We start from the raw sequence: 25,638 nt of genomic DNA on the forward strand, positions 1-25,638 counted from the left end.
TACATCTAGTTTGTATTGAGTAAAATGCCTGGTTGTGCCAGGTAGCCAGCCATTAGTTTGTTCCATTCCTGATCCGTTAGGTTACCTTTGGCCACTTTAAATACTTTGTCGTAGAGCTTCTTCGTATTGATGCTCATCGAACGAATTGTCTGGTCTGCCCCGTAATAGAACAAGGTGTTCCCATCGGCGCTAAGGGTGATGTTCATTATCCAGGTCCGGTAATCGCTGATCACGATTGGTGCTTGCCGAATGTCGGCATGAGTCCAGATGTGAACCGACCCATCCAGACTACTCGTCAGGATAAATTCACCATTGGGCGAAATAAGGGCACCTGTCACGCTGGCTGCGTGAGCACCTGGCAGAAATGATACCAGGCTATTAATTCTGTTATTACTAAAGTTCCAGAGTATTACATCGCCCGACAAACTACCTGTAACAAGTGATTTTCCATCATTGCTAAAAGCAAGAGCTGATACGCGGTTCCCTCTAAACTCAGGCCGGCTCGTAACCACTGGTTCTTTGGTTCTGTCGGCTAGATTAATGGCTATTAGCCGCCCATTATCAGACCCACAAATCAGATGAGAGCCATCAGGAGATAGCTGGGCCGCGTAGAGTTTATAGCCGGTTGAGATATGTGCCAGCGAGTCGAGACCCCTCGGCGTAATTTTCCAGATTCTGACATTTCCCGACGTACTCACTGACACCAGTTGTGACCCATCTTTATAGGGTAGTAAGTCAAAAATAGGGGAGGGAGTCGTTGAATAATACATTCCTTTTTTCGGCTGGGCCATGTCCCAGACATGGAGCCGCCCATCGGTATTACCAGCAAAAAGTTGCTTTCCATCGTGCGAGAAGGCCACCGATCGAAACCCGCCCGTTGTCCGGCGGGTAGGTGTAAAAATAGTAACAGGTTGATCATTATCCAGACGCCAGACCCGAACGGTGCCATCGTCGCTCGATGAGGCAATGAAGTTGCCACCCGGCTTAATTGCCACTGCTCTGACATTGTCGCGATGTCCTTCAAAGATAGCCTTCTTTTCGCCCGCCTTCGATAGGGCGGCAAAAATAGCGGGCGAATTGGGCTGGCCGCCGTTGGCAATATTGAGTTGATAGGCGACTACCGATAGCAGTTGCGGCAGTGAATCTTTGTTTTTTTCGGGCAACTGTTGCGACTTGATCGCAATGGACTGGGCAATGGCCAGCATACCCAGCCGACTCGCTTCTTTGGCATTTTGTTTCTCTCGCTCACTGGTCCTTTCGGCAAGCACTTTTAAGCTGTCCGAAATTCTGCTGGCATTTTTGGCCCGTTTTTCGGCAGACGAAGCAATGCCAGTTGCTATATCGGCCAGAGTTTTCTGCTGAACAGCAATACCTCGTTCTTTGTCGGCTCTGATCTGCTGACTGATCGCAAGTTTTTGTTGTTCCTGCGCATATTGGCGTTGTGATTCAGCAATTTTCTGTTGCTCTTCGGTTAAGAGTCGTTGCTGTTCGGCGATCTCCTGCAATTGCTTGGCAATTTTGCTCTGGGAAACCGCTTCTTTGGTCTGGCTTTCGGCGTTTTGTTGCTCTCGTCGGGCATTTTGAGCGTTGCTTTCCGCATCTTTCCGGGCTTGTTTTGCTTCACCCGCCAGTAGAGTAAAATAAATAGCCGTTATGATGGCAAGAACGGCTAGTGTAATTCCAGTAACGGCTAAGGTCCTAGTTCGGCGAATGTCTTGTTTTTGGCGTTTTTCCCGGCTTTGAACCTCAAACTCATACTGGTCTTTGCTATATTCTAGATAGGTGATAGCCCGTTCGAAGAAAATGTCATAGCGTTGAGCCCAGGCCAGGGTTGGCTTATTTTCTTTCTGCCACTTGAGGGCAATCTGTAACTCAGGGGGGACCAGTAAACCTGTTTTTCCTTCCTGATATTGTGCCGATGATTTGGCAATTTCTTTGTAGAGTTTAGCCGATTCGGTTTCTTCCTGACTCCAGACCAGCAGCCGCTCCCATAACTGGACGATGCGGCCCCGCGAAATACTGATAACCGTATCCTGACCAACCGATGTACCGGCAAAAGGCATCAGAAATGATGCTTCGCGTGCCCGAAATCGATCAACTATGTCGAAAATTAAATATTCCGGTAAACCGGTTATTGCTTTAATGGTATTGATACTGAGTGAATTAATGACACTCCTATCGTCGATTCCCAGCGTAATTAACGACTTAAAAATTTTTTCGGTAGCCTGTCTACCTTTATCTGATGACAGGCTGGCGTACAATTCTTCGGCGTGGATCGATATCGCATTCACCATTGTGCCGATGGCTTCGTAATGGACAATGTCGATCGGCTGATCCGGAGTGGCCGTTTCTTTCCAGCACTTCCAAATGCGCATCAGTGCATGTTGCAAAACCGGCAACTGATGCGCATTCTGGCCCGTGTCGAGCAGTAATCGTTCGGTTAGTGAAGGGGTTATCCGGGCACCTAACGTTTCTACAGGTTTCGTGATTACTTCCTGAATTTCAGCCTTGTTCATTCGGGGCAGTAAATACGATCCTGAATTGATGGCCTCCGTAAGCCCTTCATAGAGCGTACAATAATCCAGAAAATCAGAACGCATTGTCAACACGATAAAAATTGGATTATCGCGCTGTTGGGTGGCCGTCAGCAGTAGCTGAATAAAAAGGGTAACGTCGTCTTGTTGGGTTGTTCCTTCCGTGTCGTCAAGTCGATACCGGAAAATTTCTTCAAACTGGTCGATAAACAGCAGAATGGATTGCTGTTGATGATTAGGGAGGAGCTTGGTTAGCGTATCTGAGTCGTTCCGCAGCATGTATTCGATATCCAGATTGCTGATATCGATTTTCTGATCAGTAAAATATTGCTGGAGAGCTGCTGTAAGACTTTGAAACGGACTGCTGCCCAGTGTTAGCGCAATAACTGCCCAGTTTGTGCTTTCGCGTTGTAGGGTAGGAATTAATCCAGCTTTAATTAATGATGATTTGCCACTCCCTGAATTGCCGACAATAGCTAACAGGGGAGCCGTTTGCAACATCGCTTTAAGTTCGCGGATGTGTTGATCACGGCCAAAAAACAAGTAGGAGTCTTCGTGATCGAAACTCCTTAACCCAGGGAAAGGATTTGTATAGTCGATTTTATTGTAAATCTCTATCATCTCTGGTTTCCAAAGTCGCTACTTGTTTAGTCGTCGCCGGTTTTTACGATGAAAATATTGCGGTTTCGATTGTCGGCCAGTTCATACTTGAATTCATCAACGGCGTTGATTGTCAGGTGAATACCCATGCCTCCAATGGGCCGCTCTTCGAGAGGCTTATTGAAAAAGTCTTCGTTGGGTAACTCCCGTTTCAACGGATTGAACGGCGGGGCATCATCTTCGAGAATGACTGTGAGTTTGCCGTCAGCATTCTCGGTTAACACATCTACCGGTCCTTCGTTACCTGTTTCCTCGTAGCCATGAACGATGATATTGGTAGCAATCTCATCGATAGCCAGTATGAGATTATAAGCGGCTTTCTTGGACAATCCGGCCCGCTGGGATTCTTCTTTTACTATCTGCCGGATACCCTCAAGCGAATCGAGGGTACCCGGAAACGTTATACGTTCCATCGGTATAGGATTGAAATGTGATATACGCCCGGACAGGGGCAGTGGGAGTTCATTCGCTTAACTGTGGCTTGTCTGAAGGGAGGTTGATAGCCTTCCGTTGGCTGTGGACAGTGTCAGTTACTAACTAGATCACTGATTACACACTGTAAACGGCCAATGGAAGACTATTCCCCCAACTATTTGTGCAGATCTGTACCAACCTTTAACCGGGCCACAGTCAGGCGAATACGCTCCCACCGGGCCGAACCGTTCGGGTTCGACCTTAGAGGTACTGATCCACGATGTTGACGCTGTGTTGAAGGCCGGTTTTTTCCAGCGTTTCAATAACCGACTCCTGAGGCTTCACGATATAGATCGCCAGGCCGGAACCCATTTTTTGCTTGGCAAAAATCAGCACCCGTAAACCGGCTGATGAGATAAACGTGAGGTTCTCAACAAAAAGTACGAGCTCATCCGGCGACTCTGCCGCCATCTTCTCGATCTCTTTCTGGAACTCTCTCGCCGACAGCGAATCAATTTCGCCCGTCAGTGTAATTTTGGCAATTTTTTTAGCTTCTGCGAGTATTGTAAAACTCATGACAATGCTTGATTTAAGGTGAAAAAGATGCGTTTTAGGATGTATGCTATACGATGTTTTATGGATGAAGGCTTCAGTTCGGTTACCTGTCGTTTTCCTCCTTTATCGCATACCACAAATCATCGGTCTACTTTCCGACCAGGATAACTACGCTACGGCTACCAACCAGAAAATCAGACTGATTGGCTAGTAATGATTCCTGTCCATTTTCGTAGATGTCGACTGGAGATGGCATATCGGTATTGGCGAATAGATACCATTTTTTTTCGGGGGGCAGCGCAGGCAGCTCAAAATGAAGCCCTCCCCAGTACATATTCATTGCAACGTATATCATATCGTCTTTCACAATACCCTGCTTGGCATGATCACCACAGAGCAGGAAAGCAAATGACCGACTTGATGACGACCGGTCGCAGTTCCAGGCTTTGGTACCATGGAAGCTGATGTCCGGATAGCCACTGCCAACGTAGTCCCAATATTGAAAATGCGTTGGGCTTCGCAATACGGGGTGAACGCGTCGGAAATTGATCATGCACCGGGCAAAATTGTACAGATCGGCGTTTGTTTCTTTCTGCGTCCAATCGAACCAGTTAAGATCATTATCCTGACAATAGGTGTTATTATTGCCCTTTTGAGTCCGGCCCACTTCGTCGCCCATCAGCACCATTGGAACGCCCTGGCTTACCAGCAGAATCGCGAGCGCATTTTTAACTTGCTTATGACGCAGGAAGTTAATGGCCGGGTCACTCGTTTCGCCTTCCCAGCCACAGTTCCAGGAGTTATTGTCATTCGCTCCGTCGTTATTGTTCTCGCCGTTGGCTTCGTTGTGTTTATCGTTATACGCAAACATGTCGTACAGCGAAAAACCATCGTGGCAGGTAATGAAGTTGATGCTGGCCGTTGGGCCGCGCAGACTGTATAAATCCGGCGAACCCATAACCCGCTGAATCATGCCACCAACCTCACCAGGGTCGCTTTTCAGAAACTTGCGGACGCTATCGCGATACTTACCGTTCCACTCGGCCCAGCGACCGTAGGCTGGGAAAGAGCCAACCTGATACAGGCCACCTGCATCCCAGGCTTCGGCAATCAGTTTACACTTGGCCAGAATAGGGTCAAACGCCAGCGACTCCAGCAGTGGCGGATTACTCAGCGGCCGACCATCCTGAGCACGCCCAAGAATGGCGGCCAGATCGAAGCGAAAACCGTCGATGTGGTATTCCGACGCCCAGTAACGCAGGCAATCGAGCACCATGTTACGAACCACCGGATTATTACAGTTCAACGTATTGCCGGTGCCGGAGAAGTTGAAATAATAGCCTTCCGGCGTCAGCATGTAATAGGTCTTATTGTCGATTCCCCGGAATGAAATCGTTGGTCCCCGATGATCGCCTTCGGCAGTATGGTTGAAAACCACATCAAGCATTACCTCGATGCCGTTTTTGTGCAGTTCCTTAATGAGCGTTTTGACCTCATCGACCTGCATACCAAACTTACCCGTAGCGGCATACCCAGCTTTTGGGGCGAAAAAGTTAACGGTGCTATAGCCCCAGTAATTAACCAGAACTTCACCTGTTGTGGGGCTTTCGCGACTATTTTCCCACTCATCGAACTCGTAGATGGGTAATAGCTCGACGCAATTGATTCCCAGCTCTTTCAGGTAGGCAACTTTGGATCGGATGGCGCTGAATGTGCCCGGATTTTTAACACCCGACGATTCGTGTTTCGTGAAACCCCGAACGTGCATTTCATAGATCACCAGATCTTCAATGGGTGTTTCGAGTGGGTGATCGTGCTCCCAGTCAAAGTCTTCGAAAGCCAGCCGTGAGCGATACTGGTACACATTGTCCCAGTTGGGTTTGGCCAGCCAGGTGTCCCGTCCACCAATAACTTTTGCATAAGGATCACTCAAAATGAGCGACTTATTGAAGCGCAGCCCGGCGGCTGGATTATAAGGCCCATCCATCCGATAACCGTATTCGAGCCGTTCGTAATTGAGCTCAAAAACGATCATGGAATACACATTCCCGATCCGAAATTCATCGGGGAACGGAATTTCGGCAAAAGGTTCGGCTTCACCCCGTTCAAAAAGCACGAGCGTACAGGAAGTCGATGCGCTGGAGTAAATGCTGAAATTGACACCATTCGCCACCATTGTTGCTCCGAATGGTAGTGTATGGCCGCGCCGAAACTTGATGCCCTCATGCTCGTGGGTTGGGTAATAATCAATCCGATTATCGGTCATGGTTACGAGGCTTTAAGGGTTTTGACGCCTTCGTCGAGCGTATCGACCGTGATAAAGAAGGATAGAAACCCGGTGTTGGCCATAATGTCCTGAATTTCTTCGGACGTGCCCACCAGCACCACTTTGCCACTTTGGGTTTTTACCTGTCGGTAAATCATCAGCAGTACCCGTAAACCGGCACTGGATAAAAACTCGACATTGGTCAGGTCGATGATGACTTCTTTTTGCCCCTGAATAGCCGCGATAGCTGTCCGTTCGAACTCGGGTGCTGTTTTGCTGTCGATACTACCAGATGCTTCGATGACGGTGATGGCCTCAACCGTACTTGACGTTACGTTCATGCCTGTTTGTGTTTAGTTGGTCAGTGAATTGGTCAGTTGGTCAGTCAGGAGGAGGAAATCGGTTCAGAAGTAACGGTACCGATTTCCTGACTCACCAACCGACCGACTGTTAAACCGGTGTAATCAAAACCTTTACACGTACCTGTTCGCTGGAGTCTGGCAGTTTAACGGTCAGTTCCTCGGCGTTGAAGTTTGTGTAGGGTTCATCGTTAATAAAACATTCACTGATGTAGATGCTTCCTTTAGGCAGAATGTCCGGCGATACATACAGGATGTTATCCTTGAAAGAATCTGGATACGGCTTGAAGTAGAAATACGTTGGTTGTTTGGTAATCAGCAGGTTGGTATATACCGTTGAGAGGTAGCATAACTCGGTGCTGTGGTAGGCACTCATCGAGTGGCTACCTTTGAAACGTTCGTTACCCAACAAATAAGGCATCCCGTTGGAGAAAACGTTGAAATAAACGCCACCATCGTCGGTATCCAGGAAGAAGGCGTTATAGAAGGCTGCTGCTTCGCGCGCTTGCTTTTCGTATTCTTTATCGTCCAGAATCCCGTACAGGATCATATAGGCCAGAATAGCCTGCTCCTGCTGCCACCACGCTTTGCGGTCATGCCAGACAAACTGATGGCGCTTTGTGTTTGGTTTTACCTGACGTTCTACAACATCATACCAGCCACCCCGCTGCTGATCAGAACCCGCTTTGGGCATCAGCTCGGCAATCTTCTTGGCAAAATCGAGGTATTCCTGCTTGGGCGTGAGCGACTGCATACGCATCAGGTTCCAGGCAATTTTGAGGTTGTGACCTACTACCGCCCGGTTTTGCTGCCAGCCCCAGGTCTGGTCTTTGCTCCAGTCTTCCATGAATTTCTCCTGAACAAACGGGCTGTTTTCGTAGTCTGGGAAATACTTGGTGATCGTATCGAAGGTATACTCCAGGAAGTCGGCGTATTTCTTTTCGCCGGTAGCCAGGTATAAGTTAATCAGATAGGCAGGAGCGTGGTCACCAACGGAGTTCCAGTTCTTACGTGCGCGGTTGTGAGCCAGCGACTCATCGCGTGGATCGAGTCCGATTGGGTCGATGTGGGAGAAATAGCCTTCCTGCTCTTTGTCTTTGTAATACATCTCAAAGAGGTCGATGGTCTTTTCGATGTCGAACAAAATGTTTTTATCGCCGGTGATGCGGAAGGTTTGCGTTGGTCCGGCAAGCGCATAAATCTGCTCATACATCGGAATCGAATAGTAATCGTCGCCGAATTCTGAGGTAAGCAGTTTCGTTTCTTTAGCGCCATCTACTTTCAGACCGTGATACCAGTAAATGAGGTCGGCATCCTGATCGAAGAAACGCATGTGCTCACGCAGATACGCGGTTCCTTTTTCGGCACCTTCCAGGAACGCATCGTTACCGGTGAGCATGTAAGCTGAAGCAAACCCATAAATCATCCGGGAGATGGTATCGGTTTCCTGCAGATAATCTCCTTTTTTGGCTCCGGCCAGGTGCAGCATGGTCCGATAGCGGCTGTAGTCAATTGGCTCCTCGGGGTAGTTGAATTGCCACTTGAGGTAGCTCGTTGCAATGGAGCTGATCTGGTGAATCCACCAATCCTGGCTTTCATGCCGATACTCCAGTGGGTGGGAGCCCGGGAAGATCAGCCACTGTACTTCAAATACGGGTTCTCCTTCGTCAACACCCGGGTAGAAGGTACCATAGGCATGAACGAACTGGCCTTTTTGAGAAAGCATCTCGAACATGACTCCCGTGGCGTCCTGATACGGCTCATTCAGGTTGCGCACTGACCGGGCGTAGGTAGACGCAATCAGATACAGCTTGAATTGACGACCATCAGATGTTTCCAGAATGAAGGCTTTTTCGGCCGGGATAAATTCGACGATATAGCCCGAAATTGTATCCGAAAACGTGAAGTCGATCCGCATGTTAGCAGTTCGCGTAGCGGAGGTTTGCCCATCGGCACCCGGAGCAATGTTTGTGATGTCAGTTTCCATAAATGCTTGATTGGAGGTTTGAGGTTGAAAAAAAACGTATTGGTGTGCCGTTAGGCGGTCTGATCGGTATAACCCTGGCTGATTTCGACGATGTTGCCGTCGGGATCTTTGAGCCAGATCGTTTTCCAGCCAGGTATAAAATCACTGAAATCCAATGGCCCCAGCGTTATCTCGGCCGCGCTTCCCATGGCCTTCACTGTGGCGTCGACGTCGGATACCTGAAAAGCAAGGTGCCGGATTCCGGCATAGTGCGGTCCGTCGTTAATGGCGACAGGCACGCCCGGATTCTCGGCATCGGCCCGGAATAACTCCAGATAAACGGATTGATCGTTTTTCAGGAAAACGATCTCATTATCACCGCCCAGTGGAATTACCCGCCCCCGGCGAAATCCAAAATGATCACTATAATACTGTTCGGTTCGGGCCGGATCTGCGCAGGACAGCGCGATGTGTGAAAAAACCATGTCTGCCATAGATTAATTGGTACAATGGAAAGCCAGCGAAGCGAGGTAAGTGGCAAATGGCCAGTCAACACCTTAATTGGCTTCGTGTGCCGTGTACATAGTTAAGGTGTGGATAGAAGCTCAATGATTTTTTTTGCGAACAGATGGGCATGTCCACCCGACCGACCCGTTACCAGATCACCATCAACCACAACGTCTTCGTTGGTATAGATGGCCCCGTATGCTTTGGCATCGCCAATGAGGTTGTTATGGCAAACCAATGGCCGCCCTTTTATCAGTTCAGTAGCGGGCGCTGTCAGCCAAAGACCATGGCAGATAATTCCTTTAAGGATCGACTTCTCGGCGAACGCCCGTTTCAGGAACTCCGTTGCGGGCGGAATTTTTTCAACGTCTTCGGTGTAGCGAAGCCGGTCCGATACCATGCCCGAAGGGACAATGATGGCTGAATAACTCCGCAATTCCTCGTCGCTCATGTTCTCAAAACTCTCCCAGCAATCCATCGGTGCTCTGTATTCGTGCCCGTGGAAGGTGATGCGTTCATTCCCCCACAGCCGTGTCAGGAAGTGCAGGTCAGCCCCTTCTTCGGGGAAGCGGAACTTGTAGTAGAAGATTTCATTTTCGAAGTAGTCGCTTTCCAGTAGAACTCCGATTTTCTTGCCGCTCAGTTTCATGAGTTTTTGGTTTAGTATTTTTCGGGATGATTTAGGGTTTTAGGTATTTGCAGGGACGCGCTGACGTACCCGCTGGCCAAAACCGCAAATCAGCTTTATAGGGTGGCCGAGCCTTCGCGGGGTACGAAATCATCGACTACGTACTTTGTGAGGATGGGCGTACCGGCTGGGCCAGCTTTTAAGGTCCACGTCTGATAGGCATCGGCATTAATGCGCTTGCTGCTTGCTTCAGGGGCAGTCCAGACACTGGCTTCCCACTGTACTACTACAGACACCGTAGCCGTATCACCCTGGATGTCGGCTTCCGCTTTCGTAACGGTATGCACTTCATCGAAAAACGTACGGATAACACGCTGGTACCAGCCTTCAAAACCGGCATAGCCGTAAACAGTTACCTCCGGAAATACGCATTCCAGTTCAGCATCTGCCAGCAAAGGCAGCACTTCTACCATCGGCACGTGAACGTCTAATTTGTGGTACCAATCGGCAACAAACGCCTGTATAGATTCTTGAGTCAACATTGTGTATTGCGTTAAGTAGTTTTTTGGTTTACGGTTTTGGTTTACGGTATTCGCCGGGAATTCTGCGAATACCGTAAACCAAAATCAGATTTACGCCAGCGAACCGTCGGGGTGTTGTACCATCCCAGCAAAGTGAATAGCGATCTGGCCATCACGAAGAACCCAGCTATCGGCAAAGCGCATGTTGGCATCACCGTCTTTGGTTTTCATCGTGATTTGTTCTGTAATCATCAGTGTTTGCGGATCTTCGGTTTCTGCCCAGAAAATGATATCGGTTTCCAGGCCATCGATTCCCAGAATGCCCTGCATATGCTCACGAATCTGCTCACGGCCTTTGTAAATGATCGGCTTCTTCGTGAAACTGCTGATGAGTAAGGCATCGTCGGTATACTGATCCAGCAAAGCCTCAATGTTTTTGTCGAGGATATGCTGAATATGTTCGCGGTACATCTTGCCCAGCGGGCTGTCGGGTACGTTAGTCATTGAAAAAGGAAGGCTTGATGTGATGATTGGATTGCTGGTTTATGAGACAGCATCTTTGTTTGCAGATTACGATCACTCAGCACCTGGTGGTGGCGGTACGACGCCGAGCTGTTGCAACAGCCCCAGTTCATCGACGTTAGCCCAGCGTTCTGCAATTTTGCCATCGGCCATCCGAACCGTCGTTGTTCCTGTGAACGTCAGGGTCTTGCCACTTGGCGGCATCCCCATCACACCGCCCGTGTCGGTTCCGGTCAGGCTCCAGCGGTGAACAACCTTGTCTCCAGTATAAATTTGGTCCAGCAGAGTAATATGAATGTCTGGCATGGCATGGTGGAACATACCAATGATGTGCTTGAAGCTACCTGAACCAGGTTCTGCTTTGCTCTTGCCACCAACCAGTGAATGATCGACCGCATCTTCAGAAAGCAGGTCTTCGCGTACGACACCAGTGTTCCAGGCGGTTTCGAAAAATTCCAGACAAATGGCGTTATTTTGTTCGGGTGTAAATGACATAAGTCAGCTTGTTTGAGGGTTTATTACTTGAGATAGTTGTTTGGTTTCAGAAAAGGCTAGGGAAGCGCCGGAACTGAGTAGGGGCGACCGCCCAGAAAGGCTTCGACGATCCAGGTGGTATTGATGTAGTTTCTGAAAAGCACTACTTTCCCCTCCTCGTTGGCCACGACAATATGCACGACGCTGGTTTTGAACGGAACACCCGTTGCGAGCGATGTACCACCTTCGTCGATGACAATGGCCGCCGTGTTGCCCTGATAAATCATACGGGTTGGCTTAAAATGATCGAAGTGCATGGTCTCCAGGATCTGATTAGCCGATTCGGCGGCAGCATCCGGGCCGTTGCGTTCTCCAGCCCAGGACAGTAAATCGGGTGCACCGAAAATGTCCCAGACAACGTCGGGCGCAAATACTTTCCGTACTTCCGGTACGTTCAGTCCCTGCAAGGCAGCATACATCGCCCGAACCGTGTGGACAGTTTGGGGCGGGTTTTCCAGAAGCGCCGGGTCCAGAACGATACTGTCGGTTGCCCGGTTAGAGGTTAACGGTTTGGCAACATAGTGCGGCTCTGGCTTGTCGCTGGCTCCTATCGTAAAGGGGCGTCCACCGGCAACGGCTACAACGATCGGAAAACTGTCCAGATAGAATTGTAGCAGGCTGATTTTACCATTCCGCACCGTTATCCAGTGAACAATGTCGCCCGAGAAGCTCACACCACTCTTTATGGATGTACCACTGAGTGTGAGAATAACGGCAACCGTATTTCCCTGCGCGACATACTGTTTGGGTTCCCAGTTTGGCGATGTTACATGCTCCCGTAAGCGATCATAGAAATCAGACACGCCTTGTTTTCCCGTCCACTCACCCGACCAGGGTAACAGATCGGTTGGACCAGATACTTGCCAGGTAACATCATCGGCTACCCGGTCGAGAACGCCCGAGAGGTCGCCTGCTGACAAGGCCGCGTAAAATGCCTGGAGTAGCGGAACGGGGTTGACGTCATAAACCTGTGTATTCGACAGCACGGCCAGTGTTACGGGTTCGTCGCCCCGGCCTATTAGGGAGCCATTCACCCGAATTACCGTATCTGTCCCCTCCTGAACCAGTTCCAGGTCGGAACGCGACAGGTTCGGATAAGGCAGCACCAATACATCGTCGTCTGCCTGAAAGTCGGCTATAACCAACGGTTGTTCCGCCGTTTCAGATAGCCAGTATTGTTGTCCGTTTGTGGTTGTCATCGTTGTCGAGTAGTTAAACTGGCTATTGATTTTGCAGTTGGCCAAATGCCGCTTCGGTGGGCAGTACGCCCATCAGTTGACCGACCAGTTGCAGATAAACTTCACCATCGCGCACCAGCATCACATCATAGACGCGACGCATACCGAGGGTACTCGTAACCGTGGCTTCGAACCAGACGTAATCCGTGTCACTCGTAATGTTTTCGACGGAGAGCGGAGTAAAGTCGGCCTCCTTGCTGAACAGTTCGCGAAACATTTGCCGGATGGCTTCCCGGCCAGACACATCCACCCGAGCGGTAACTAACTGAGCATCTAATGTGAAAAAGTCGTCGGCTAGCCCGTCGGCGTCGCCCCGGCTATGAAAATCGAGGTACCTGTTGTGAAACTCGTGAGCAGCGGTAGCATCCGGAGGTATAAAGCCCGCAAAATCGCCAGATTGCCAAACTGTACCCTGCCGAAGCCCATAGAGCTGGAGGTAGATTTGGCCATCCCGTAGAAATTTTACTTCATATACCTTGACCGGCTCACCCGCTGGATTTTCGATAGTCAGTTCAAGCCAGATGTAATTTTTGCCGGCAGCAAACTTGTCGATCGTTCGGGCACCCAGTGTGCTCAACCGTTGCAGATAGAGCGTTAGCACATCTTTAATGGCCGCGCGACCCTGTGCCCGAAACTGAAAGCCATGCAGGCGGGCATCGTCGGTATAGCAGGCTGCTACCAATCCGTCGACGTCGCCTTTTACCAGATAGTCAATCTGTTTTGATTGAAATTCCTGTGCAGCTTTCAGATGGTCGTTTTCCATGATCAACGATTAGTTAACAGACCAGTTGAACTTGGTGAAGACCCCATTTTGCCGATCATCAACACCTTCGAAATCAACGCCAAAGGCGTGCATGTAGCTGCGTTTGCCACGACCCAGGGCGAAACGGGGAGCGGCCGGGTGAATTGTATTTTCGATATAGATCGGCTCGCCTGGAATCAGGCCTTCCGTTTTCTCGACCAGGTAATCGACCATATTGGGCACGTAAATCGAGAAGGTTTTGTCGGTTTTCTCAATCGTCATCGGCCGGGCTTCCATACCCAGGAATTTGGTTACCCAACCGGAAGCCAGTTCCATAGGACCACCTGCCTGACCACCCAGAATCGTAGCCAGCGCACCCTGTTGTTCTGGCGTAGCGCGCTCGTCGACGATGAGACCAAGTGCCCAGTTGCCATCGCCCATAATGCCCGGAACGTCAACAATTAGTGCAATGGCAATACCATCGAGTTGCACATCGCCAAAGTGCCCTTTTTCGACGTCGAAAACGATGCAGATTTTACAAAAACCCTGCGTAGGCATTTCCGTGAAATTACTGATCGGGCAAGGGCAGCGAAGGTATTCGCAGCTACAGTTACCAAAGAAATCACCCTGAATATGCCACTTAACTGGTGCTTCCATAATAGAGTTTGTTTTAGTAAATGATAGGAAGGAGTTGGTTTATTTTAGTTTGGGTGCATCAGGAGCGCATAGTGGTATCGTAAGCGATGACTGGGCGTGTTCCATGGGCATTGGCGGTCCCTGAATGATCGAAATCAGATCGGGACGGAAACCAATCACCAAACCCAGTGCAATGAGTACTACACCAATTGAGTTGGCGTACCATTGTCCGCGCGGCATGATTTTTTCGATGAACACGGCAACCGTAATGAGAAGCAGCCACCGGAGCGACATCGAACCGAGAAGGGCCATAATGCCCATTAGTGCCCAGCAACAGCCGACACAATAAAGCGCATGTTCAAACGACAGACGCAGGCTTCCGGTATAGCCCGTATACCAGTGCCCCATCAGAAACTGAAAGGGCGTTTGGCATACTTTCAGGCATTTTTTCTTGAAATCAGAAAACTGGAACAAGCCAGCCAGCACAAACGATGCTCCTAACAGGTAGGGTGCAGCGGCCGAAAAAGCAGTGTAGGCTCGTTCGAGCAAACCGATGGAGACATTAACCAGATAAATGGGAATGCCAGTGGCCAGCCAGACGATTATATAGACCAGCGCGAAAATGAATGGCGAGAGACCTTTCTGCCCAAGCTTAGCCTGTTTTTGCCGCAGGATGCCGTAGAGCAATATCATCGGCATGGCACTGGGTAGCATCATGGCGGCCATCATAACACCCCAGGCCACGACATAGTTAGACGCCTGATTGACCGAGAGCGCGTCTAAGTCGACCATCATTGCCGAACCCATTTTGGGCGACAGTGTAGCCACCCAGGCCAGCACTGTAACGGCCGATAATATGAAAAAGAATGCCCAATTTATCCGGCGGGATACTTCAACCGGAACATCAACAATCATCAACATACGCTTGCTCCGTTAAGGGGATAAAAGTTTACAATGAGCAGTCTTTGTCTGGTAGCTTCCAGTGAGCAGTTCTCAGTAACTAAATTATCTACTGAAGACTGCTCACTGCCTACAGTCAACTTTTAAGCTGGAATAACACCCAACTGCTGCATCAATCCAAAATCGTTTTCGTTGACATGTACCGATACAATTTTGCCGTGGCGAATCGTGAAAATGTCGATACCGAAGTCTTTGATGTGGTTGCCCGTAGCCGGAGCGCCCAAAAACTCACCCTGGTGCGTCCCTTCGATCTGCCAGCGGCTGGCCACCTTATTGCCCTCGGCCATTTGGCGAAGTACAGTGAATTTAATGTCGGGGAAGGCGTTGCGGAGGTAAAGAACAAAGCCCCGGAATGCATCGTAACCACTGATTGGCTCCGGTTGCGTTGGGATGATGAAGGCAAACAAGGGATCGAGAATTTCTTCGATTACTTCCAGTTTACCCTCGCTCATGATATCGCCAAAATAGCGGGCAACGAGCGCTTCATTTTCCGCTGGCGTAGTTGGGGCAGGAGCACCCTCCTGAGGAGGCAGAACACCGAGTTGCAGCATCAGGCCGAGCGTATCCTCGTGACCGATCGATTCGACAATCTTACCGTCTTTAATGGTATGCCAGGTCATGCCATCGATCTGGAAAAAGTTACCCGTTGCTTCAACGTTGCCTTTCACCGTCAGCAATGGTCCGCCGGTATGCGTACCACCACCCAGCCAGCGTGTTGCAACCCAGTCGCCATCGGCTACCATATCCTGGGGATCGATGTAAAAGTCCGGAAACGCTCCATGTAGCATCTCGATCAGGCCAAGAAAGCCATCGGGGCCATGAAACGGCTCAGGGTGTGTCGGTAACGTAAAGACGAAATCGGGGGACAGAATCTCATAGGCCGTTTCCTTATTGGCCTGATTCATGATTTCGTGAAAATAGCGTCGTGAGAGGGCTTTGTTTGAATTTCCTTGTGCCATTGGAAGGGGGGAGATTATTGGTTAATGGTTTTGGTCTACAGTACTTAGTTGACGGATGCCGTAACGAATGAAACGCTAGGCATCAGACAGGATCATATCGGCGACTTTCTCGCCAATCATGAAGCAGGCTGCAACGGTATTGCCACTCGTCACTACGGGCATCACCGAAGCATCGGCCACACGAAGGCCAGAGATGCCATGAACCCGCAATTTAGAATCGACTACGGCCAGCGCATCGGTACCAATCTTACAGGTTCCGGCTGGATGCCAGAGGGTAGAACTTTGCGTACGAATAAAGCCATCAGGATCGCCGGGTCCCGGAGCCAGTTCCCCGCCATTAAGTGACGAAAACGCTTCGGTCTCACTCAGCTTTCTGATAATGTCCAACGCCTTTCTAAATACCTCAACATCAGCTTCTTCCTGCAGATAGTTGGGGTTTATGACTGGCTTATCGAGTGGATCGGCCGAACGAAGTTTAACCGTACCTACACTTTTGGGTTGTACCAGAATGGGCAGAAAAATACAAACGTTACCGCCAAAGTCGGGTAGAAACGGAGCCAGAGGAGCAGGAATGCTAGGCGTGAAATTCAGTTGCAGATCGGGCGCAGGTGCTTCATCATTTGTCTTGACAAAAAGCACATTGCCCGTTAACAGTGTTGTATGCGGCCGGTCGATTTTCGCCCGAAAAATAACGGGTAACTGAACGTGATCCTGAAGGTTTTGCCCAACACCAGGTAAGTTTACATGGACCGGAATGCCAAATTCATGCAGATGGTCGGTTGGGCCAATGCCTGATAGCAGCAGAATCTTGGGCGAGTTGAGCGCCCCTGCGCTGAGAATGACTTCTTTTTCTGCCAGAAGCTGGTGCTTTTCGCCATTTAACAGATATTCAACACCAACGGCCCGGCCTTCGCGAATCAGGATGCGGCTTACCTGAGCCCCGGTAATCAGGGTCAGATTCGGGCGGTCCAGTACGGGTTGAAGAAAGGCTGTTGCGCCACTGGCACGATGACCATCGGGAGTGATGTGGAACTGCAACAACCCGGCACCATTTTCCTGCCGGGCACCGTTGTAATCCCAATTTGGCCCATCATATCCAAGTTCAACGGCACCTTCCAGAAATTCAGGTGAACGCATTACGTCATCCGGACAGTCCCGTACAGATAGTTCGCCATCGGTATTATGGTACGCAGATGGTCCACCTTCGTAGGATTCGATCTTTTTGAAGTAGGGCAACACATCGTCGTAACTCCAGCCGTCGGCTCCCAGTGCCTTCCACTGGTTGTAATTGGCCGGATTTCCGCGAACGTACATCATGGCGTTGATTGACGTACTGCCGCCCACGACTTTGCCTTGATTAATAGTCAGTTCGCGACCAGCTAAACCCTCCTGTGGCGTCGTTGGGATTGCCCAGTCAATGGGTGATCCCCATAGTTGGACAAAGCCTCCCGGATCTGCCACATTAGGACCTTTATCCCACTCACCAGCTTCCAGCAACACAACCTGACAATCAGGGTTTGCGCTGAGCCGATTGGCGATAACACTCCCAGATGCACCCGCTCCAATAATGGCGTAGTGACAGTGTGAATTCATGAGTACGGTTAAAAAAGAGGTAGGATATTAGAGTCTTCAGCAGGCAGTTTGCAGGAAGCAATCGTCAGTACGTAACTAGTGTTCATTTTCCAGATCGAAAATGCCTACTGCTTACTGAAGACTGTGCACTGCCAACTGCCTGCTGCTTACTTTATTGCGAGCAATTTGTCTTTACCCAATCGCTATGATGGTTGCCTTCCAGCACCAGGTCAATCAGGAATGGTTTATCATCGGCCAGCATTCGGTCGATGGCGGGGCCGATTTCTTCCGCGCGTTCAACCCGAACGGCATCGACACCCATTGATTGGGCCAGAATGTCGAACCGGATTGGCGGATACGAAAGATCGAATGAGAGCGGATGTTCACGGCTGGCAATACTGCGTTCCTGCCAGTATACATCAATGTTCAGTTGCAGCAGTTTGTAAGAACCATTATTGCAGACTACAAACTTAGCCCCGGTATTGTGTCGTACCGCCGACCATAAGGCCTGAATCGTGTACATACTACCGCCGTCGCCTGAGAAGCCAATCACCGTTTTATCCGGATGGGCCAATTTAACCCCGATTGCTCCCGGAAATCCAACGCCTAACGAACCACCTCGGGTCGTAAAATACGAACCTGGTTTACGGGGTGGTATCGCCTGTTGAACAGGAGGAGAATTTGTCAGCGCTTCGTCGAAAATAACCACATCGTCGGGTACTTTTTGCGCAAGCACCTCGGCAAACTGTGCCATTTTGAGCGGTTTGGCTTCTGCCGATTCAGCAGCTACAGTTACCGGCTCAGCGATTGGAGCTGGTTTTTTAGCGTCACGAGCGGCCTTTAATCGACTATCGGCAGCGGACCTCTGTGAGTCACTCTGCTTACTTTCTATGGCTTTCGCAAGTGCCTGCAATGACAGTTTAGGATCGCTGACAACGCCTAAGTCGACGTGGTGGTTCTTGGCTATTTCGTACGCATTCAGGTCAAAATGAATGACTTTCGCGTCGGGCTGGTAGATGTCTTCCAGTCTCGGAAATACTTCCGGAACCATATACGTACCAACAATCAGGTTGGCATCGCCCTTACTGGTCATGGGGTGACTGTACTCACCAAACATGTGCCCTGTCGTACCCTGATAGAGCGGATGGGTCGTATCGATAAATACATCACCGAAATCGACTCCATACACGTCGGCTCCCAGTAGCTCAGCCACTCGGACCAGATCATCGTTCGCGCCCGAATAGGCAACGCCATCGCCGGCAAAAATGACTGGTTTTTCGGCTGCTAACAACATGTTGGCTGCCTCATCGATTTGCTCGGGAGTAGGAGCTACCCGTGTTGACGGGAAACTGGTTGGTACAACAGGCTCGTCGTTGACTGCATCCAGTACATCCATTGGTAAACAGACATACACTGGACCCATTGGGGGCGTAGAGGCAATCTTAATGGCTCGGCGTATTGTGCGCAAAAGCGATTTCGGGCTGAGTACCAGTGTCGAATATTTGGTCACAGGGGCCATCATAGCCACGAGGTCGTTGGCCATCTGGGCGTCCATGTTCATATACTGCAAACCGGCATCGGCTCCAATCACGACCAGTGGTGCGTGGCCTCGTTTGGCCTGATAAAGGGCGCCAACAGCATTACCGATCCCTGGCGAACTGTGTAGTTGTACCAGCGTTGGTTTCTGGGTTGTGCGAGCGTATCCATCGGCCATCATAACAGCCACACTCTCCTGAAGCGTCAGGATGTATTTCATGTCCGGATAGTCAGCAACGGCGTCCAGGAATCCCTGTTCAACCGTACCGGGATTTCCGAACATGTGGTTCATCCCATCGGCCAGAAACTGTTCGATAATCTTCTGATTCCCAGTCTTACCAGCCATATCGCTTCAATCCATTATCGAGAACGTTAACGAACTGATCGCCAAACTCAAACGCACATTGCAATGAGCGGGCAGTTATGAATGGATAGTCGACAATGACGGATGTTTCTTTCCCAAAATTGCCATGATACTGGCCTTCTGGTCCAACGGCATCGCTCAGAATATATTCCAGCGTATATGGCGGTGGCCCCATGTTCAGGTCTGTGTGCAGGAATCCGGTGTTGTCGTGGTAATCGTACTCGATGCAGTGGCCTGTAACGTGCTTTCCTTTGATGATCGATTTCCGTTCGTTGAAATCACGGGCGAAAATTAATGGAGCCACACCGTAGCAGATAGCTCCGATCGGCATATTCTTCTTGTAGAAAGCCAGAATAATGTCGTGAACCCGCTGGTTGTTAACCATATCGATGATCGGTCCACTACCGCCAACGAGGAGTAAGGCGGCATATTCTGTTGTTAGCTCTTCCTGAACGGTTTTCAGGTCGCTAAAGTATTTTTCAAAGGTGCGCAGGAAGTCGGGGACCGAGAAATAAGGACGTTCTGGCACTACCTCCGACATGTTACGACGTGTCTCTAAACGATTCGTAGCCTCAAATGCTGTTACCATTTCAGCGGCTAGCGGGGTCGTAACACAAGTTCCTAACGGTGGATCTACATACGTTGTGTCATAACTAGGCGGTAAAGCCTCTGCTTTCTTTCCCTTGGGGGTCATAAACTCGACGGTGTACCCAGCTTCTTCGAGTTTTGTTAATGGACCCACCAGTTCAATTCCCCAGTATCCGTATTCTGATAGGATAGCCAGAACTTTCTTAGACATGTAACAGAGTAGTTATAGTAAAAAAAGAGAGATAAGTGCGTAGAATAACCGACAACACTCGCCGGGCGAGTGAGGACTTGAGTAGTCCTCTGGCTGTGTGTAAGAAAAAATGAAGCGTACTAGCTGATGTGTGCTAGAAGTAGGATGAGGACCTACAAAAAATTGGGAAGTTAACTTGTTTCATAAAAAGAGGAAGGGAATTTAGGTGATGGCTCTGTCTTGGATTACTGATCAAAACTATCAGTTTAAAATCTCCAAAACAGATATTTGCCGTGAACAACGAGAGACATGGAGTAAACGACACGCTTTTGGGCGTGAATAAGAAAGCGGTTTTTTAGCGGAAACGAAAATGGTGTAAAAACTCTTCTTTGTATACTCTTCCGAGCGGTACAGTCTGGCCCGGAACCTGCACTTCGTAGTCGCTGAATGACTCCACATGAGAGAGATTAACCGCAAACGAGCGGTGTACCCGAATCAGGGTCATGTCGGCCAGCCGCTGCAATAAAACGGCCAGTGAAAGCCGTAAAACGAACTTTCTGGTTGGTGTCACAACCGTTGTGTATTTGTCTTCTGCTTCGATATAAAGTACCTCACCTTTGTGTAAACGCACAAATTGGTAGTTCTGCTTGATAAATATATAGTCGCCAACCTGTAAAATCGTCTCGCCTTCGCGGGCTGCCATTGGCATTGACATTGGCTCATGAATGACGGGTGCATTACTGGCTGTTACGTAGGCAAAGTTACTTAACGCAATTTCAATGGCAATCCGCAAACTGTCGGTCGTAACGGGCTTCGTCAGGTAGGCCGCAGGCTTTGTTAATTTGGCTTGTTCGAGGGTTGCGCGGTCGGTTAATGCTGAGAGATAAATAATGGGTATTGGATTCAGGGCGGATAGTTGTCGGGCAGTTTCAATGCCACTCCAGTCGCCCCGCAGATTAATGTCGCAGATTACAATATCGGCGCTTTGTTCTTTATGCAGAGCAAGGGCTTGCCGACCAGTTGTAGCCGTGCCAGCAATGTTATACCCTTCAGCTTCGAGTTTAACACAAAGCTCTAGTGCTAGTATCGCTTCGTCTTCAACGATTAGAATAGAAACAGGTTTAACAGGGATGGTGGTCATGATTTATCGACTCTTATTTACAGATTGATAAGGTTATCACAGTTTCCTGGCCAAATGCATCAAGCTAACACGAAATACCGAGTTAAAGCTGATAAAATCACTATTTTTTCCGCGATTCCTTTATTATTTGGACTTTATTAACTAAGCGGTAATAACAATGACATCTACTAACTATGTTAATAAAAAAAAGTATTTATTTAATACAAAAACAATGACTCAATAAACAAATGCATTGTTAAAATACGCAGAAGAATAAACAGGGAATAAACGGTCATTTAAGGAAAACGATCACCAAAGGGACCATTCCATATCCCAACAAATATAAATGGAAAATCATATACTTTTGAAGTAGTTGTAAAACGAATATCAGTAAGGGGATCTCTCTTACTGATGTAACTAAAAACGATGAATAAACTTTACTTTTCATTAATAATTTACCTTTTGATCCTAAATACTTCGTTTGCTCAGACTACTTTGTTACCTGACTCGCTGGCCAATGCACCAGATTCGGTAAAGATGTGGGCCTTACGAGAGGTTGGCGATTCATTAATTTTTGCAGGACAGTACGTCATGTCTAAGCAGGCTTTTCAGCAGGCACTGGCTTTGGCGCAGGCAAAGGGCGATCGGAATGCGATTGCAATGGGGAATCGGGGTATGGGTTTCTGGCATGAACAAACGGGCGATTACGGACAGGCAATTGCCTGGTATCAGCAGGCATTGCAGGCATTTCAGGAGAGTGGTAACACGAAGCAGTATGCCCGAACGCTGCGATTTGTCAGCGCCTGTTATGATCGATTACAGGATTTCAAACAAGCCTTAAACTATATTAAACAGAGTCTGGCCTTAGCCGAGAAATATCAATACACTGATCTGGTAATGCAAGGCTATGAAGGGCTGGCTATCTATGAATCAAAGGCTAAGCGGTACCAGCAGGCACTAACGCTTCGAAAAAAAGTATTGGCTTATTATGAGTCAACTAAAGACTCGGTTTCTTATTACCAGGCGCTGTATAATATTGGTTTACTGTACAAAAATATGGGCCAATACGGTCGTTCGGAGCAGGCGTTCAAGGATGTTCTGGCCTATGGAAAGCGCCAGAAGAGCGATTTTCTAATTGGTTATGCGTACATCAGTTTGCCCTATGCGCTGATTCCTCAAAACAAACTCGATGAAGCGGAGACTTGCTGCCGATTGGCTTTGGCCTGGGTGAATCAGGTTGGTGGAGAGAAACATACATTTCTGGAGGAGATCAATGGGCACCTGAGCCATCTTTGGGAGAAACGGGGAAATTACCAGCAGGCTTTTCAGTATTATCGCCTACAGATGGTTAGCCATGATAGTATTGTTAGTGCTGAAAAAAATCGGCAGGTGGCTGAGCTGGAAACCCGCTACCAAACCCGGCAGAAGGAAGCCGAAATACAGAAGCTGGCTGAATCCAATGCCGAGAAGAATCGGCAAATTTGGGCTGCTGTGGGAGGACTGATACTTTTAGCGATATTGCTGGGGACTTTATATAATCTGTATGAACGTGTCCGTCGGAACCGTCAGAAAATCCAGCATCAGTCTGAGCAGTTAACGCTGATGATGCGGGAGATTCATCATAGGGCAAAAAATAATCTGGCAATCGTATCAAGTTTGCTGTACTTACAGACGGCTAGCCTCGACGATGACGACGTTATCCAGACCATGCGGGTAGGTCAGCAGCGGGTAGAGGCTATGGCCCTTATCCATCAGCGGTTGTATCAGACCGACCAGACAACTACTATCGAAATGGCAGACTACCTGACCGACCTGGCCGAAAGCCTGTTGAAAGCGTATGGTTATCAGGTCGATGATTTTGATCTCCAGCTTACAATCGATGTTGAAGAACTGGATGTAGACATTGCCATGCCGCTAGGATTAATTGCCAACGAGTTGATTACCAATTCGTTAAAGTACGCTTATGAGTGCGGCCAACGGCCTTTATTGCACATCTGGTTAGGCACTGTCAACAGGTTATCGGATTCGGATATTATTCTCGAAGTTCAGGATAACGGACCCGGCATAGACATGGCTGACTGGCAACAGACCGGGAAGCGGAATACGTTCGGTAAGCATTTGGTCACACTGCTCAGTCAACAGTTGAACGGTATGTTTGAGGTGATAAAACATAATGGAACACTGTTCCGACTGATCATTCCGCAGAGCCGCTTAAATGCTTAAAATCACTCAGTTGGCCAAATTTTTGGGTTTATTCTGCGCTAACGGGGAGTCGAATAGTCACTTCGGTGTATTGACCGAATTCAGAGGCCGTTGTCATAATACCTGCATGGCCTTGTGTAACAATGTTATAGCTCAACGATAACCCCAGGCCGGTACTTCCCTGGCCCGTTGGTTTTGTTGTAAAAAAGGGCTGATAAATTTTGTCGAGTATGGTCTCCGGGATACCCGTTCCATTGTCGCGAATGCAAACAACGACCATTTGACTCCCTGGATCAGTTTGGGTACTCAACACAATTGTCGGTTTATAATCGGTGTTGAGCTGTTTCTGTTTTTCATTGACAGCATAAAAGGCATTATTGAAAACATTAAGCAGTACCCGGCCGATATCCTGCGGTACTACTTTCACGTGCTCAATAGCAGCGTCTAATTGTACCGACAATTCTGCGTTAAAGTTTTTATTTTTGGACACTATGTCCTTGTAAGCCAGTTGTAAATACTCCGATACCAGGTCATTCAGATTAGTAGGCTGCTTTTTGCCGGTGCTGGTACTGCTGTGCGACAACTGCAACATTCCCTTGACAATGCTATCGGCGCGCTGTCCGTGATTTGAAATACGCTGCACGTTTTGAATAAGATCATCAGCGAGATCAGTGGCATCCGTTTTATGGTCGGCCGTAATTTCTTCTTTAAGTTCCTCCAGGAGTTCAATGCTGATCTTCGAGAAATTATTGACGAAGTTCAGCGGATTCTGGATTTCGTGAGCGATTCCAGCAGTCAATTCTCCCAGCGAAGCCATTTTCTCTTTCTGAATAAGCTGCACCTGAGTCTCCTTCAGTTCGAGTAGGGTTTTCTCCAGAGAATCCCGCTGAATTTCCAGTTCGCTCTTTTGCTGGGTTATCTCGGCTGTTCGTTCTACAATCTGTTCCTCCAGTTGTTCTGTGTACATTGTCAACTCATCATTCGCTTTTTTAAGGGATTGAGTCATCCAGTTGAAATTCTGCGTTAGATCGCCGATTTCGTCGGGTAAACCAACGGGAACAACGGTTGTCAGATTGCCCGAATTAACCTGCTGAACACCTTCCAGTAATTGCTGTAACGGACGGGTGAGGGTAACGCGGAGAATTCGGGGGAGAATTAAAATCAGACCAGCTGTAGATAAGGTAATGATGGCCAGTAGTTTAACGATGCCGTCCTGCTGAGCCATACGAGGGCCGTAATCCGTAGGGTATAAGGGTGGATAAAATACCAGTGTCACGATCAGCAGCACAGTGGCTATCATGACGAAGGTAAAGCCTACTAATTTGATTTGAAAGCTGGTCGGCACTGCAGCATAGGTAATCGAAACGACAATCTGAGCCAGATTTCCCAACCAGATCAGGATGAAAAACGTCCAGAAACCAACCGTGCTATAAATCCCGTAAATAACCGCAACAATGCAGGGTATTACAAAGCATAAATTGACAATTGCCATGTACGAATTCCCTTTTGCTGCCCGTTCATTGCCCTGTTTGGCGAATAGCCGCCCTTTTCGCCACCCCAGATAAATGGCCCATAGGTTTGTTAGTAAGCCATAGACAAACATAGACGATTGCATCAGGAGCAAATGGCTCTGGTTATAGAATTCATTCCAGCTGTTAAACGCAATCAACCCAACAACATAAGCGATCATTACGTAAAAGACGATCTTTCGTTCGCGTTCAAAAGCGGGCTTAACAAAGCGGTAGAGGAATTGAATGTAGGCAATTTCAACAAGGCCCAAAGCGGGCACAAACATGAGTATGATCTGAAGTTGATAGAGCAGTGAACCAACATAAGCGGGATGAATACTGTACCGTATCATATCGCCGGTTTGCCAGACGATCTGGCTGAAATAGAAGATTTTAAACCATTGCTTACCAGGAGCCTCGACCTTGAGATTGACGAGGTATACGTACATACTACTCGACACCAGGACAAGTATGTAAGCCATTACTGAATGCGTATGCAGTAAAATCAGATCCATTTTGCTAAGTAGTGTATGGGCTACAGATGTATGTCGATGCTG

Annotated in this window: 22 protein-coding genes; 1 reads left to right on the plus strand and 21 read right to left on the minus strand. The window is 48.7% G+C overall.

What is annotated here, in order from left to right:
* Nucleotides 1-5: 5 nt before the first annotated feature.
* From G8759_RS11425 to G8759_RS11520, 20 genes are all read right to left on the minus strand, one after another.
* Complete coding sequence (locus G8759_RS11425) at nt 6-3,155, minus strand: nSTAND1 domain-containing NTPase (RefSeq protein ID WP_167208024.1); 3,150 nt, start codon at nt 3,153-3,155, stop codon at nt 6-8.
* A gap of 26 nt (nt 3,156-3,181) precedes the next feature.
* Nucleotides 3,182-3,607: an ATP-binding protein gene (locus G8759_RS11430; protein ID WP_167208026.1), complete on the minus strand. Its 426-nt coding sequence runs from the start codon at nt 3,605-3,607 to the stop codon at nt 3,182-3,184.
* Nucleotides 3,608-3,869: 262 nt separating this feature from the next.
* Nucleotides 3,870-4,184: an STAS domain-containing protein gene (locus G8759_RS11435; protein WP_162386392.1), complete on the minus strand. Its 315-nt coding sequence runs from the start codon at nt 4,182-4,184 to the stop codon at nt 3,870-3,872.
* A gap of 127 nt (nt 4,185-4,311) precedes the next feature.
* Nucleotides 4,312-6,429, minus strand: coding sequence for a glycogen debranching protein GlgX (gene glgX / locus G8759_RS11440; protein ID WP_167208029.1), 2,118 nt, complete (start codon nt 6,427-6,429; stop codon nt 4,312-4,314).
* A gap of 2 nt (nt 6,430-6,431) precedes the next feature.
* Nucleotides 6,432-6,770, minus strand: coding sequence for an STAS domain-containing protein (locus G8759_RS11445; protein WP_167208031.1), 339 nt, complete (start codon nt 6,768-6,770; stop codon nt 6,432-6,434).
* A gap of 109 nt (nt 6,771-6,879) precedes the next feature.
* A complete protein-coding gene (locus tag G8759_RS11450; RefSeq protein ID WP_167208033.1) occupies nt 6,880-8,775 on the minus strand; it encodes an AGE family epimerase/isomerase in 1,896 nt (631 codons plus the stop codon).
* 50 nt (nt 8,776-8,825) lie between these two features.
* Complete coding sequence (locus G8759_RS11455; protein WP_167208035.1) at nt 8,826-9,248, minus strand: VOC family protein; 423 nt, start codon at nt 9,246-9,248, stop codon at nt 8,826-8,828.
* Nucleotides 9,249-9,340: 92 nt separating this feature from the next.
* Complete coding sequence (locus G8759_RS11460) at nt 9,341-9,910, minus strand: DJ-1/PfpI family protein (RefSeq protein ID WP_162386387.1); 570 nt, start codon at nt 9,908-9,910, stop codon at nt 9,341-9,343.
* Between the two features lie 95 nt (nt 9,911-10,005).
* Entirely contained in the window at nt 10,006-10,431 is a 426-nt protein-coding gene (locus tag G8759_RS11465; protein ID WP_167208037.1) for a hypothetical protein, read from the minus strand.
* A 90-nt stretch (nt 10,432-10,521) separates the two neighbouring features.
* On the minus strand, nt 10,522-10,914 hold the full coding sequence (locus G8759_RS11470) for a nuclear transport factor 2 family protein (RefSeq protein ID WP_167208039.1): 393 nt from the start codon (nt 10,912-10,914) through the stop codon (nt 10,522-10,524).
* Between the two features lie 72 nt (nt 10,915-10,986).
* Complete coding sequence (locus G8759_RS11475; protein WP_167208041.1) at nt 10,987-11,427, minus strand: ester cyclase; 441 nt, start codon at nt 11,425-11,427, stop codon at nt 10,987-10,989.
* A 56-nt stretch (nt 11,428-11,483) separates the two neighbouring features.
* Complete coding sequence (locus G8759_RS11480; protein WP_167208043.1) at nt 11,484-12,665, minus strand: nuclear transport factor 2 family protein; 1,182 nt, start codon at nt 12,663-12,665, stop codon at nt 11,484-11,486.
* A 22-nt stretch (nt 12,666-12,687) separates the two neighbouring features.
* On the minus strand, nt 12,688-13,467 hold the full coding sequence (locus G8759_RS11485) for a nuclear transport factor 2 family protein (protein WP_167208045.1): 780 nt from the start codon (nt 13,465-13,467) through the stop codon (nt 12,688-12,690).
* A gap of 9 nt (nt 13,468-13,476) precedes the next feature.
* Nucleotides 13,477-14,103, minus strand: coding sequence for a DUF1326 domain-containing protein (locus tag G8759_RS11490; RefSeq protein ID WP_167208047.1), 627 nt, complete (start codon nt 14,101-14,103; stop codon nt 13,477-13,479).
* Between the two features lie 39 nt (nt 14,104-14,142).
* A complete protein-coding gene (locus G8759_RS11495) occupies nt 14,143-15,003 on the minus strand; it encodes a DUF2182 domain-containing protein (RefSeq protein ID WP_167208049.1) in 861 nt (286 codons plus the stop codon).
* Between the two features lie 122 nt (nt 15,004-15,125).
* Nucleotides 15,126-16,001 carry an ester cyclase gene (locus tag G8759_RS11500; protein WP_167208051.1) on the minus strand — a complete coding sequence of 292 codons (876 nt, stop codon included), beginning with the start codon at nt 15,999-16,001 and terminating at the stop codon, nt 15,126-15,128.
* 75 nt (nt 16,002-16,076) lie between these two features.
* Nucleotides 16,077-17,594, minus strand: a complete 1,518-nt coding sequence (locus tag G8759_RS11505; RefSeq protein ID WP_167208053.1) for a GMC family oxidoreductase — start codon at nt 17,592-17,594, stop codon at nt 16,077-16,079.
* A gap of 151 nt (nt 17,595-17,745) precedes the next feature.
* Nucleotides 17,746-19,455 (minus strand): thiamine pyrophosphate-binding protein, encoded by a 1,710-nt coding sequence (locus tag G8759_RS36540; RefSeq protein ID WP_167208055.1) that lies wholly within the window; start codon nt 19,453-19,455, stop codon nt 17,746-17,748.
* A complete protein-coding gene (locus tag G8759_RS11515) occupies nt 19,445-20,272 on the minus strand; it encodes a type 1 glutamine amidotransferase domain-containing protein (RefSeq protein WP_167208058.1) in 828 nt (275 codons plus the stop codon). Before G8759_RS11515 ends, G8759_RS36540 begins: the two co-directional genes overlap by 11 nt.
* A 334-nt stretch (nt 20,273-20,606) precedes the next feature.
* Nucleotides 20,607-21,392, minus strand: a complete 786-nt coding sequence (locus tag G8759_RS11520; protein ID WP_167208060.1) for a response regulator — start codon at nt 21,390-21,392, stop codon at nt 20,607-20,609.
* Between the two features lie 441 nt (nt 21,393-21,833).
* Between G8759_RS11520 and G8759_RS11525 the strand changes: the two genes are divergently transcribed.
* Entirely contained in the window at nt 21,834-23,594 is a 1,761-nt protein-coding gene (locus G8759_RS11525) for a tetratricopeptide repeat protein (RefSeq protein WP_167208062.1), read from the plus strand.
* Nucleotides 23,595-23,622: 28 nt separating this feature from the next.
* Here the strand turns inward: G8759_RS11525 and G8759_RS11530 are convergent, their stop codons facing one another.
* Nucleotides 23,623-25,596 carry a HAMP domain-containing sensor histidine kinase gene (locus G8759_RS11530; protein WP_167208064.1) on the minus strand — a complete coding sequence of 658 codons (1,974 nt, stop codon included), beginning with the start codon at nt 25,594-25,596 and terminating at the stop codon, nt 23,623-23,625.
* Nucleotides 25,597-25,638: the final 42 nt, after the last annotated feature.

Origin of the sequence: Spirosoma aureum (genome assembly GCF_011604685.1) — a bacterium.
GTDB lineage: Bacteria > Bacteroidota > Bacteroidia > Cytophagales > Spirosomataceae > Spirosoma > Spirosoma aureum.